We start from the raw sequence: 11,782 nt of genomic DNA on the forward strand, positions 1-11,782 counted from the left end.
CCCAGCACAAAGTCATGTGGTGGCGTGGAGACTGACTTTCAATCAGCCTTCACGTACGGGCTCATTCTGCCGTTGGAAACGACCGTCCACGGTTGTTACTTCGCCTTCGAAAAAGCTAGCCACAGGCCGCCGCCGACCAGAAAGCTGCCGCTGATCCTGGACATCAGCTTGATGCGGCTGGCCGAGAGCAGGCGGCCGGCGCGGCTGGCGGCGAGAGCATAGGTGGAATCCGAGGCGGCGGCAAAGATCATCGCGGTGAGGCCCATGACGACGATCTGTAGCGTGTAATTGCCCTGCGGGGCGATAAACTGCGGGAAGAAGGCGCCGAAGAACACCAGCGTCTTGGGGTTGCTCAGCGCCACGAGCAGACCCTGCAGGAAGAAGCCGCCGCGCGGCTTTCTCGCGGTGCCGTCGGCATTCAGCGCGCCCTTGGAACGGAACACCTGCACCCCCATCCAGATCAGATAGGCGGCGCCGATCAGGCGTACCCATTCGAACCAGTGGCCCATGCCCGATATCAGCGTGTTGAGGCCGATGCCGACAATGGCGATCATCACGGCGAGCCCAGCCTGCGTGCCGGCGACATTGGCAAGGCCGGCGCGGTAGCCATGGCGGATGCTGTTGGCGATGATCAGCGTGACAGTCGGACCGGGCACCAGGATGATGACGATGCAGGCAAGGACATAAGCGGCGTAGAGTTCCAGCGACAGGGGGATTTCCTCGAGGATGCGCTTAGGCGGCTGGCTGCAATCAATGCATGGCGGCGGGGCTGGTGCAAGCCGGTCGCAGACCGTGCCGCCCCTCGCGTCAGGACGCCCCCACCTGCCAAGGCAAGGTCGCCTCATAGGCCGCTCCGGCCCTGAGCACGGCGAGGTCGCCGCGCGGCCGGCCGATCAGCTGCATGCCCAAGGGGCGGCCTTTGTCGTCGAAGCCGACCGGCACGTTGAGCGCCGGACAGCCGCCGAGCGTGGCGAAGGCCGAGACCTGCATCCAGCGATGGTAGCTGTCCATGGTCCGTCCGGCGACCTCACTTGGCCAATGCGTGCCGACTTCGAAAGGAAACACCTGCGCCGTCGGCAGCGCGATGAGATCGAAGTGCTCGAACAGCGACAGCAGCGTCCGGTGCCAGGAGGTGCGGATGACCGAGGCCGCGCGGATCTGCGGCGCCGTCAGCCGCATGGCGTTCTCCACCTCCCAGACGGCTTCCGGCTTCAGCAGGGCGCGCTTGTGCGGGTCGTCATAATGGACTTTCAGCGCCGAGCCGCTGCTCGCCTGCCGCAGCGTCACGAAGGCTTGCCACAGTGCCTCGAAATCGAAATCCGGCAGCAAGGGCTCGGTCAGGAAGGATGCCTCCGCGAAGCGGCCGAGTGCGGCCTCGCACAGATCGAGGATGCCAGGCTCTACCGGCAGGTGACCGCCGAGATCACCGAGCCAGCCGACGCGGCCGCCGCTTGCCGGCGTTGCCAGCCCTTCGAGGAATGAGCCGGGTTTCTCCCAAGACAGCGGCGCGTGCGGGTGGTAGCCCGCCTGCACATCGAGTAGCAGCGCCATGTCGCTGATGCTGCGGCCCATCGGCCCGTCTATGCCCATCTGAGCATGAAAGACTTCCAGGTCCGGCCCTCCGGGGACAAGGCCCTGCGACGGGCGGAAGCCATAGACATTGTTCCACGCCGCCGGATTGCGCAGCGAGCCGCCGAAATCGCTGCCGTCGGCGACCGGAACCATGTCGAGTGCAAGGGCGACCGCAGCGCCGCCGCTCGACCCGCCGGCGGTGAGCGCCGGATCGAAGGCGTTCAGCGTCGGGCCGAACACGTTGTTATAGGTGTTGGATCCCAGCCCGAATTCGGGAACATTGGTCTTGCCGATGATGATGGCGCCGGCCTTGCGGATGCGCTCGACGAAGAAATCGTCCTCCTGCGGCACGAAATCGGCAAAGATCGGCGAGCCGAAACTGGTCCTCAAGCCGCGCGTCATGGCGAGGTCTTTTATCGCCATCGGCAGGCCAAACAGCGAGCCGGCCGGCCCGCCTTGCGCTAGATGCGCGTCCGCCGCGTCGGCCTCGCGCAGGATTTCGGAGCGCTCGCGCAACGAGACGATGGCGTTGACCAGCGGGTTTACCGCGTCGATGCGGTCGAGGAATGCGGCGACCAACTCGCGCACGGACAGGCGGCGCAGCCGGATCGCCTCGGCCAGGTCGACAGCGGACATCCGGCAGATGTCGCCGGCGGGGGGCACGGCGTGCTTCGTTGTAGGGCGCAGGGCAGTCATCCGGCGTTGTTGCGCAGGGCGGTGTCCACATCCGCGGCCAGCGGGATGGCCGGCTGGGCGCCGGGCTTCAGGCAGGCGAGTGAGCCGGCGGCTGCGGCGCGGGTGAGAGCCTGCTCCAGCGGCAGGTTGGACGCCAGCCCGGCAGCGAGATAACCGCAAAAAGTATCGCCGGCCCCGACCGTGTCGACCGGCGTGATTTTCAGCGCCGGCACGGTCAGGAAATCCTCCGGGGTCGCCGCCAGCACGCCGTCGCCGCCGAGCGTGACGACGATGGTGCGGCCGGTTTTGCCGGCGAAGTCGCGCATGCGCGCCGGGCGGTCGCGGCCTTTCAGCGACAGCGCCTCGCCGTAAAGGTCGAATTCGGTTTCGTTGGCGACGGCGTAGTCGGCCTTGCCGAGCAACGCTGCCGCCTCGCTACGGAACGGCGCGGTGTTGAGCACGGTGACGGCGCCGGCGGCGCGTGCGGCGTCAAGCGCTGCATCGACGGTCTGCAGCGGGATCTCGTGCTGCAGCAGGACGACGTCGCCCTTCGCAAGGAAAGCCTTGGCGAGATCGCCGGGCAGCACCGAATCATTGGCGCCCGGCACGACGGCGATGACATTCTCGCCATCGGCGCCGACGAGGATCAGCGCCGTGCCGGTGGAGGCGAAGCTCTGGCCGACGCCGGAGAGATCGACCTTGCCGGCCACGAGCAAAGCCAGGGCTTCGGTTGCGAAATTGTCCTTGCCGACGGCGCCGACCATGCGCACCTTGGCGCCGGCGCGCGCCGCAGCCAGCGCTTGGTTGGCGCCCTTGCCGCCGGGCGCGGTGGCGAAGCCGGAGCCGCGGACCGTCTCGCCCGGCGAAGGCAGGCGGTCGACATTGGCGATAAGGTCGAGGTTGATCGAGCCGACAACGATGATCAAGAAAGCCTCCTGCGGAATGCGCGGGAAGCTAACCTGTAAGCCGGCGGCTTGCCAGAGCGTGCGGATGTTTTGCGCCGGGAGCTCGCAAAAAGAACAACACCGGCGAGGGGATTTCGCCGGTGTTGTTTGATGCGGGCAGCTTCAGGACGCGGTCTGGCCCGCTTCCCAACCGAGGATGGCGCGTTTGCGGGTCAGGCCCCAGTGGTAGCCGGTGAGTGCGCCGGACTTGCCCAGCGCCCGATGGCAAGGGACGACGAAGGACAATGGGTTGGCGCCGACCGCCGCTCCCACCGCCCGGCTGGCGTTTGGCGCGCCGATCCTGGAGGCGATCGAAGAATAAGTGCAGGCCTTGCCCATCGGGATCCTGAGCAGCGCGTCCCAGACGCGCAGCTGGAAGTCGGAGCCGATCATCACCACGCGCAGCGGCTGGTCGGCGCGCCACAATGTCGGATCGAAGATGCGCGCCGCATAGGGCTGGGTGGCGCTCATGTCCTCGACATAGGTGGCGTTCGGCCAGCGGCCCGACATGTCGGCGAAAGCCGCCCGCTCGCCGCCCGGATCGTTGAAGGCGAGCCCCGCAAGGCCACGGTCGGTGACCATGATCAGGGCGATGCCGAAGGGCGAGATGTGGTAGCCGTAGCGGATGGTCAGGCCGGCGCCGCGCGTCTTGTAGTCGCCCGGCGACATCGCCTCGTGGGTGACGAACAAATCGTGCAGCCGGCCGGGGCCGGACATGCCGAGTTCGAACGATGTTTCGAGGAGCGGCATGCCGGAATCGAGCAGTTTGCGGGCATGGTCGAGGGTGACCGCCTGCAGGAAGGCTTTTGGCGACAGGCCGGCCCAGCGGGTGAACAGTTTTTGCAGGCCCGTGGGTGTCTCGCCGACATCGGCTGCCAGGGCTTCCAGCGAGGGCTGGTCGCGATAGTCGAGGCTGATCTTCTCGATGGCGCGGCGCACGACCTCGTAGTCGCTGCCCTCGGGGGTGATGTCGTGCTGCAGGATCGCTGTCGGTTTCATCTGCGTATTCATGGTCATCTGGGCGTTCATGGCAATATCTCCTTGACCGCGAATATCGGTCTTTCCGCCCCTTGCAACCACCCGAAACTTGCCTTGTTGCCGCCTGTTCCCAGATAAATACTGGATTGCGCCCCGGGAGATGCCGATGGCCGGCGAAAGGGTGAATCTGAGCGGAGCAAGGGAGACCTTGCTGATGACGCTTTATGGCAAGGCGCTGGAAAGCCGGCTGCCGCATTCGCTGCTCGGGGATCGCTTCGCCGACGAGGCCGTGCGCAAGATCGACTATGATTTCTCGCACCTCAAGGTGGACACCAATCTCGGCATCGGATTGGCGATTCGAGCCAAGACCTACGACGTGCGAGTTCAAGACTTCATCGCCAGAAATCCCGGCGCCATCGTGCTGCATCTCGGCTGCGGGCTCGATACGCGCATTTTCCGTGTCGATCCACCCGAAGGCGTGGAGTGGTTCGATGTCGATTTTCCGGATGTCATCGCGCTCCGGCGCAAGCTTTACCCGTCCCGGGACCACTACCACCTCGTCGGCTCTTCGGTAACCGACCCAGACTGGCTGGCAGAAGTGCCGCGCAATCGTCCGGCCGTCGTGGTGATGGAGGGGTTGACGCCTTATCTCCCGGTAGAGGAGGGGCCACGGCTGCTGTCACGCCTTGTCGCGCATCTTGCCGGCGGCGAGCTGATGTTCGACGCCTACAGCCACTTCGGCCTGAAGATGCTGCGCCTCAATCCGACCATCAGGGCGACGGGCGCCGAGGTTCACTGGGCGATCGACGACCCGCAGGTACTGGAGCGTGCCGTTCCGAAGCTGCGCTTTGTCGACGATATCTCGGCCTACAGCGCGGAACGCACAGCGCATATGAGCTGGTCCGCAAAACTGTTCATCGGGCTCTGGAGACACATTCCCGCATTGCGCAAGGTCGGCAGGATTTTACGCTACCGGTTCTGACGCGCCGGCTCTAACGCGTCCTGGCTTTCGTCAGAGCACGTGAAAATGCAGTGGCAAAACTCTCGCGGGAGTCAGGGTCCAGGAATGACCCGATCGGCACATTCTGTCCTTGTGCTTCCACCGTCATCTTGGTGATGCCGATCTCGGCATGGCGAGCGACGGAAAAGCGCGCCCAGAACGGGTTGAAGCGATGCGCTTCCGACTTTCCCGAGGGCGCCGTCTTGCGGATGTCGAGGCTGGTGCGCGACACCGACACTTCCTCGCGGGCACGGGCGGCACGATAGTTGGCGCGGAAGGCGATGTAGACGGCGATGACGTCGAGGCCGAAGAAGCCGAACACCGGCCAAGCGCCGCGCGACAGGAAAAACGCCCCGGTCACCACCCAGCCGAACAGCAGCGCGCCCATCAGCACGGCAAAGCCGGTGCGGCCCAGCGAGCGGTGCGGTGTCAGCAGCGCCTGGAAGAATGGCTCGTCGGCCTGAAACGAGGCGTTTGTGTCGCTCATCCCAGGATATTATAGGAGGGAAATGGCCAGCCCCAAGTCCAAAAATCTTTCCCTATCCAAAAGTGAACTGCCGCCCGGGCGGCGCGACGGCTCGAATGCCAAGCCGCGACCGCGGCCGGCGCGGCTCCGTTCGCTCTACAGCGCCGCCGAGGTGCATGAGATCTTCCGGCGGTTTTCGGTGCAGCGGCCCGAGCCGAAGGGCGAGCTCGAGCACGTCAACGCCTTCACGCTGCTGGTGGCCGTGGTGCTGTCGGCGCAGGCGACCGATGCCGGCGTCAACAAGGCGACGCGGGCGTTGTTCAAGGTCGCCGACACACCTGAAAAGATGCTGGCGCTGGGCGGAGCCAGGGTCGGCGAGTACATCCGCACCATCGGACTCTGGCGCAACAAGGCCAAGAATGTCGTGGCGCTCTCGGAGGCGCTGATACGCGATTGCGGCGGCGAGGTGCCCAGCGAGCGCGATGAGTTGGTCAAGCTGCCGGGGGTCGGGCGCAAGACCGCCAATGTCGTGCTCAACATGGCGTTCGGCCAGCACACGATGGCGGTCGACACCCATATTTTCCGCATCGGCAACCGCCTCGGCCTGGCGTCAGGCAAGACGCCCGAACAGGTCGAGCAAGGGCTGCTGCGGATCATCCCGGACGAGTATATGCGCCATGCGCATCACTGGCTGATCCTGCATGGCCGCTATGTCTGCAAGGCGCGCAAGCCCGATTGCCCGGCCTGCGTCATCGCCGATCTCTGCAAGGCCGAGGTGAAGACGACAGACGTGCCGGCGCCGCTCGTGGAAATCGCGGCGCCCGGCGTCCCGACAACTAGCTTTCCTCCACGAACACCTCTTCGCGCTTCTTCTTGACCGACGGCAGGAAGACGACGACGAGCACGGCCAGTGCGACGAGCAGCAGGCCGGCGCTGATCGGCCGCGTCACGAAGGTCGAGGGGTCGCCGCGCGACAGGATCATGGCGCGGCGCAGGTTTTCCTCGAGCAGCGGGCCGAGCACGAAGCCGAGCAGCAGGGGTGCGGGTTCGCAGCGCAGCTTGGTCAGGATGTAGCCGAGCAGGCCGAAGAAGGCGACTGCGTAGAGATCGAAGGCGTTGGTGTTGACGCTGTAAACGCCGATCGAGCAGAACGCCATGATGATCGGGAAGAGCACATAATAGGGGATCGTCAGCAGCTTCACCCACAGCCCGATCAGCGGCAGGTTCAGCACGATCAGCATCAGATTGCCGATCCACATCGAGGCGATGATGCCCCAGAACAGCGCCGGCTGCTCGATCGCGACATTGGGGCCGGGCACGATGCCCTGGATGATCATGGCGCCGATCATCAGCGCCATGACCGGATTGGCCGGAATGCCCAGCGTCAGCATCGGAATGAAGGAGGTCTGGGCGCCGGCATTGTTGGCCGATTCCGGTCCGGCGACGCCGGCGATGGCGCCCTTGCCGAACTCCTCCGGGTGTTTCGACACGCGCTTTTCGACCGTGTAGGAGGCAAAGGCCGCAAGCACCGCGCCGCCGCCGGGCAGGATGCCGAGCGCCGAACCGATGATCGTGCCGCGCACGATGGGCGCGGCCATCGCCTTGAAGTCGTCGCGGGTCGGCATCAGGCCGGAGACCTTTTTGATAATCACCGAGCGCTCGTGCTCGTTTTCGAGATTGCGCAGGATCTCGGCAACGCCGAAGACGCCGACCGCCACCGCGACGAAGTTCAGCCCGTCGGCATATTCGCGGATGCCGAGCGTGAAGCGCGGCGTGCCGGTGTAGATGTCGGTGCCGACAATGCCGAGCAGCAGGCCGAGCACGACCATCGCCAGCGCCTTGACGATCGAGCCGTGGGCGAGCGCGATGGACGAGACGAGGCCGACGATCATCAGCGAAAAATATTCGGCCGCGCCGAATTGCAGGGCTATTGCCGTCAGCGGCGGGGCAAAGACGGCGACGAGAAAGGTCGACACCGTGCCGGCGAAGAACGAGCCGATCGCGGCGATCGCCAGAGCCGCCCCGGCGCGACCGTTCCTGGCCATCTGGTAGCCGTCGATGGCGGTCACGGCCGAGGAGGATTCGCCGGGCATGTTGATGAGAATGGCGGTGGTCGAACCGCCATACTGGGCGCCGTAGTAGATGCCGGCCAGCATGATGAGGGACGAGACCGGGTCGCCGATCTGGAAGGTGATCGGCAGCAGCATGGCGATGGTTGCGGTGGCGCCGATGCCGGGCAGGACGCCGATCAGCGTGCCGAGCAGAACGCCGATGAGGCAAAAACCCAGATTGGCCGGCGTGGTGGCCGTCGAAAAGCCGAGTTCGAGGTTCCTGAGGAGGTCCATCTCAGCGCCTCACAATGCCAGCCATTGGGGCAACCAGGGGCCGAAGCGCTGGAATGGCAGCCCGAGCGCGTAGCTGAAGACCAGCACCGAAAACAGCGTCAGGCCGGCCGACAGCAGAAGTGCCGTCAGCGGCTTCATGCGGGCGCTGGCAAAAGAGGCGATCAACGCCGTCAGGAAGATCGACGGGACGAAGCCGAGGCCGCGCACGGTCATGCCGAAAAAGATCGGCGCCGGCAGGATGAACAGCATGCCGCGCCACGCAATGGGGCCGATCGGCTCGCCCTCGACGCGCACCGCCTGGACGAGGATGATGGCGCCGAGCACGATCAGCACGATCGCCAGCACCAGCGGGAAATAGCCCGGTCCCATGCGAAAGGCGGTGCCGATTTCGAGGCCGAGCGATTGTATCGCGAAAAAGGCGCCGAAAAAGATGAACAGCGCGGCGCACAGGCCGTTTGTCCTGTCGATGGCGAAAGGTTTCATGGCGGTCCTCCCCTGACCCTTGCAACGGGCTTGCCGTTGCAAATGTGAAAACGGACGTCGAAGCGAAAACGGGGCGCCGGCAGCGCCCCGTTCAAGCCTCAGTCGGCGTATTGGCCGGCGGCTTCGATGATCGGCTTCCAGCGCGTGATCTCGCCTTCCAGCTTGGCCTTCAGCGCTGCCGGCGTCGCGTCGGCCTCGGACGACGGCTTGGTGCCGAGTTCGGCGAAGCGGGCGATGACGTTGGGGTCCTTCAGTGCGACCTGGAGCGATTTCGACAGTCGGCCGGTGATCTCGGCCGGCGTGCCCTTCGGCGCATAGAGGCCGTGCCAGATGCCGACCTGCACCGCGGGCAGGCCGGCTTCGATGGTCGTCGGCACGTCCTTCAGCACGTCGAGGCGCTCCGGCGTGGTGACGGCATAGGCCTTGATCGTGCCGCCCTGGATCTGCTTGGTGGTGTTGGTGGTCTGGTCGCACATAATGTCGACCTGGCCGCCGAGAAGGTCGGTCATGGCCGGGCCGGTGCCCTTGTAGGGTACGGTGACCAGCGGCGTGCCGATGGCGCTCATGAACAGCATGCCGCACAGATGCGAGGCAGCGCCGATGCCGGCATTGGCGACAGTGATGGTGTCCTTGTTGGTCTTGGCGTATTCGACCAGCCCTTTCAGGTCGGCCGGCTCCAGGTCCTTGCGGGCGACGATCGCCATCGGCACCTCGGTGACGAGGCCGACATACTCGAAGGCGTTCAGCGTGTCATAGGCGAGTTTTCTGTAGAGGGTCGCGCTGGTCGCCATGCCGATGTGATGGAGGAGCAGCGTGTAGCCATCCGGGTCGGCGTTGGCGACGCGGCCGGCGCCCAGCGTGCCGCCGGCGCCGCCGACATTTTCGACGATGATCTGCTGGCCGAGATCCTTCGACATGGCTTCGGCGACGAGCCGCGTGACCGTGTCGGTCGGACCGCCGGCCGCAAACGGCACGACGACGGTGATGGTGCGCTCGGGATAGGTCTGTGCGCTGGCGGTGAACGAATAAAGCGTGACGGCCGCGGCGGCGGCCAGGGCGGCTACAATTTTCCTCATCGTAATTCTCCTCCCAGGATATCAATCTCCGATCGCTGTGCAGGTCAGGCAGCGAGGGTGCAACAAAGGCAAGCTAACAGATTGTCGCCTGACGCAAACTGCAAAATACAGCCGTGCGCAACCATGGCGATCAGTGCGGAGTATGCCCGGCGGAGATGGGTTTGGTGTTGGCGTTGCTTCAATAACCGTAGCCGCGCGCCATCGCCGCCGCGAAGATCGGGATCAGCAGGAAGATGAAGGCTTCGGCGCGCACATAGGTCTTCACCGAGGCGAGTTCCGCCACCGGCACCTGAAAGCCGGGATTTGCACTGGCTTGCCGCTTCCAGGAGATGAAGCGGATGGTCGGGATGATCGACAGCAGGCCAACGATGCCGAATGCCGCCATCTTGGCCCAGAACACCCAGTTGTAGACGTAGAATTCCCAGCCCTTCAGGCCGTAGATGACGCGGCAGATGCCGATGATGATGATCAGCATGGCGATGATGCCATAATGGCGGTCGATGCCGGCAAGCCGCTTGAGCGTGGCGGCGGAGAGGTCGCCGCGGATCAGGACAAATTCGGCGCCGATGATGCCGGCCAGCGACAACACCAGCAGATGATGGAAAATGGCAAGCACGAGATCGGTGGTGTCCATGGCGTTCTCCTCCCATTGGCGGTATCGAGACCGGCCCTTGCCGGACCGGTTGCGAAAGGTAGCATCGTTCGGCAGAATTCCCAGAGGCGGATCTGGGTTGGACCATCGGCGTCGCCATCCTGACAGCTGGGGTTTTCTGAAATGACCGGACTGAAGCGCGCCCTGAACCCGATGCCGGACGACATCCGCATCGCCCTGACCGAAAAAGGACTGACAGCGGCCTACGAGGCGCGGCCGGACTACCAGAAGAACGATTATCTCGGCTGGGTCGCCCGCGCCAAACGCAGCGACACCAGGCAGAAGCGGCTCGACCAGATGCTGGACGAATTGCGGCGCGGTGGGCTCTACATGAAGATGGTCTGGCACGGCTGAAAGTAAGCCGACGCTGTTCGCTTCGACCGCCTGGTCGCGCCGGGCCGTTCGGAAGCTTCCCTGGCTGAATGATGATCCGGCTTGGCCCTTGTCCGGGCGCGCTGGTTTGCTAAGCGCTGACCGTCAACGGAGGCAGAGTTTCATGGGCAGTCCAAAAACAGCCGGCGTCCCGGTTCTCGAAACGGAACGGACCATCATGCGGGCGCACCGGATCGAAGATTTCGACGACTATGCCGTCATGTGGGCCGACCCCGTCACCACCCGTTTCATAGGCGGCAAGCCGCGGACGCGGGAGGAAAGCTGGATGCGGTTCCTGCGGCATGCCGGCCTGTGGTCGCTGCTCGGCTACGGCTTCTGGGCGGTCGAGGACAAGGCCAGCGGTCGCTTCATCGGCGAAGCCGGATTCCACGACCTGAAGCGCGACATCGAGCCGTCGCTCGAGGGCATTCCGGAAGCCGGCTGGGCGCTGGCGCCGCAAGCGCATGGCAAGGGTCTTGCCAGCGAAGTCGTCAGAAGGGCCCTGGCCTGGGGCGACGAAACCTTTGCCGGCGCGAGAACCGTCTGCATCATCGATCCGGAAAACACCGGCTCGTTGAACGTTGCGGCAAAGTGCGGCTACACCAAGGTCCTGGAAACCACCTATCACGACGGGCTGACGATCCTGCTCGAACGGCGGGTGTGAAGCGCTTCATCGACGCAATTGCCTCGCGCTGCTAGGATTGGCTATTCTAATCTAGCTACGCAATTCCTGTGGGAAAACCGCTCACACTTTTCCTGGAATTGCTCTTTGGGGGAGCCGACCATGCGTGCGATCAATGCGATATTTCTGAAGCTTTTCTGGGCGGGGCTGCTGCTCCTGGCGGCCGTGCAACTGGCGGGCGCCGATGCGACGGTGCCGACCGCCGACATCGAGGGCGGTGCCGACAATCATCTGGCCAAGCGCTACGAGGGGTCGTTCATCGTCTCCTACGAAAAATTCGCCTATACCGATTTTACAGTGCCGCTGTCGCCGCTGAAGCCGAGCGCCGATCCGGATGCCCGTGACACGATGAACAACCGTGTGTTCGCGCCGGACAAGAAGGCTGAGGTCGAAGGCGCGCTGACCCGCATCGCCTATGTGCTGCCGGCCGAGCGCTCCCCGCTCGAAGTGCTGCGCAACTACCAGGATGTGATCGCGGCCGCCGGCGGCGAAGTCCTGTTCGAATGCAAGAAGGAAGAGTGCGGCGGCGCCGCCGAC

13 protein-coding genes and 1 pseudogene are annotated in these 11,782 nt (G+C 64.8%); 5 read left to right on the forward strand and 9 right to left on the reverse strand.

The features are described 5' to 3' along the window. Nucleotides 1–95: 95 nt before the first annotated feature. From NKI61_RS13785 to NKI61_RS13800, 4 genes are all read right to left on the reverse strand, one after another. A complete protein-coding gene (locus tag NKI61_RS13785) occupies nucleotides 96–710 on the reverse strand; it encodes a LysE family translocator (protein WP_352839792.1) in 615 nt (204 codons plus the stop codon). Nucleotides 711–807: 97 nt separating this feature from the next. After that, nucleotides 808–2,268, reverse strand: a complete 1,461-nt coding sequence (locus NKI61_RS13790; protein ID WP_027049740.1) for an amidase — start codon at nucleotides 2,266–2,268, stop codon at nucleotides 808–810. Beyond that, nucleotides 2,265–3,173 (reverse strand): ribokinase, encoded by a 909-nt coding sequence (locus NKI61_RS13795; RefSeq protein ID WP_023726465.1) that lies wholly within the window; start codon nucleotides 3,171–3,173, stop codon nucleotides 2,265–2,267. The genes NKI61_RS13790 and NKI61_RS13795 overlap by 4 nt, the downstream gene beginning before the upstream one ends. A gap of 141 nt (nucleotides 3,174–3,314) precedes the next feature. Next, on the reverse strand, nucleotides 3,315–4,220 hold the full coding sequence (locus NKI61_RS13800; RefSeq protein ID WP_023669734.1) for a methylated-DNA--[protein]-cysteine S-methyltransferase: 906 nt from the start codon (nucleotides 4,218–4,220) through the stop codon (nucleotides 3,315–3,317). Between the two features lie 115 nt (nucleotides 4,221–4,335). Between NKI61_RS13800 and NKI61_RS13805 the strand changes: the two genes are divergently transcribed. Continuing rightward, nucleotides 4,336–5,151 (forward strand): class I SAM-dependent methyltransferase, encoded by an 816-nt coding sequence (locus tag NKI61_RS13805; protein ID WP_352499025.1) that lies wholly within the window; start codon nucleotides 4,336–4,338, stop codon nucleotides 5,149–5,151. A 10-nt stretch (nucleotides 5,152–5,161) separates the two neighbouring features. Here the strand turns inward: NKI61_RS13805 and NKI61_RS13810 are convergent, their stop codons facing one another. Beyond that, complete coding sequence (locus tag NKI61_RS13810) at nucleotides 5,162–5,656, reverse strand: DUF2244 domain-containing protein (protein WP_352839788.1); 495 nt, start codon at nucleotides 5,654–5,656, stop codon at nucleotides 5,162–5,164. A 22-nt stretch (nucleotides 5,657–5,678) separates the two neighbouring features. Here NKI61_RS13810 and nth point away from each other — a divergent pair, with 22 nt between their 5' ends. Continuing rightward, entirely contained in the window at nucleotides 5,679–6,512 is an 834-nt protein-coding gene (gene nth, locus NKI61_RS13815; protein WP_352839789.1) for an endonuclease III, read from the forward strand. Here the strand turns inward: nth and NKI61_RS13820 are convergent. The 4 genes from NKI61_RS13820 to NKI61_RS13835 form a co-directional block, all read right to left on the reverse strand. Further along, on the reverse strand, nucleotides 6,472–7,980 hold the full coding sequence (locus tag NKI61_RS13820; protein ID WP_352839790.1) for a tripartite tricarboxylate transporter permease: 1,509 nt from the start codon (nucleotides 7,978–7,980) through the stop codon (nucleotides 6,472–6,474). The genes nth and NKI61_RS13820 overlap by 41 nt on opposite strands. 9 nt (nucleotides 7,981–7,989) lie before the next feature. Beyond that, nucleotides 7,990–8,463 carry a tripartite tricarboxylate transporter TctB family protein gene (locus NKI61_RS13825; RefSeq protein ID WP_023686558.1) on the reverse strand — a complete coding sequence of 158 codons (474 nt, stop codon included), beginning with the start codon at nucleotides 8,461–8,463 and terminating at the stop codon, nucleotides 7,990–7,992. A gap of 98 nt (nucleotides 8,464–8,561) precedes the next feature. Then, entirely contained in the window at nucleotides 8,562–9,539 is a 978-nt protein-coding gene (locus NKI61_RS13830) for a tripartite tricarboxylate transporter substrate-binding protein (RefSeq protein WP_023814702.1), read from the reverse strand. Nucleotides 9,540–9,717: 178 nt separating this feature from the next. Further along, a complete protein-coding gene (locus NKI61_RS13835; RefSeq protein ID WP_023704193.1) occupies nucleotides 9,718–10,173 on the reverse strand; it encodes a DUF2214 family protein in 456 nt (151 codons plus the stop codon). Between the two features lie 141 nt (nucleotides 10,174–10,314). On the opposite strand from NKI61_RS13835, the gene NKI61_RS13840 reads away from it, so the two are divergent. From NKI61_RS13840 to NKI61_RS13850, 3 genes and pseudogenes are all read left to right on the forward strand, one after another. Beyond that, entirely contained in the window at nucleotides 10,315–10,545 is a 231-nt protein-coding gene (locus NKI61_RS13840) for a YdeI/OmpD-associated family protein (protein ID WP_023683083.1), read from the forward strand. Between the two features lie 142 nt (nucleotides 10,546–10,687). After that, nucleotides 10,688–11,227 carry a GNAT family N-acetyltransferase gene (locus tag NKI61_RS13845; protein WP_023686555.1) on the forward strand — a complete coding sequence of 180 codons (540 nt, stop codon included), beginning with the start codon at nucleotides 10,688–10,690 and terminating at the stop codon, nucleotides 11,225–11,227. A gap of 120 nt (nucleotides 11,228–11,347) precedes the next feature. Further along, nucleotides 11,348–11,782 (forward strand): annotated as a pseudogene (locus NKI61_RS13850) (OmpA family protein); the annotation flags it as partial.

It is taken from the genome of Mesorhizobium sp. M0514, from assembly GCF_040321145.1.
Lineage (GTDB): Bacteria > Pseudomonadota > Alphaproteobacteria > Rhizobiales > Rhizobiaceae > Mesorhizobium.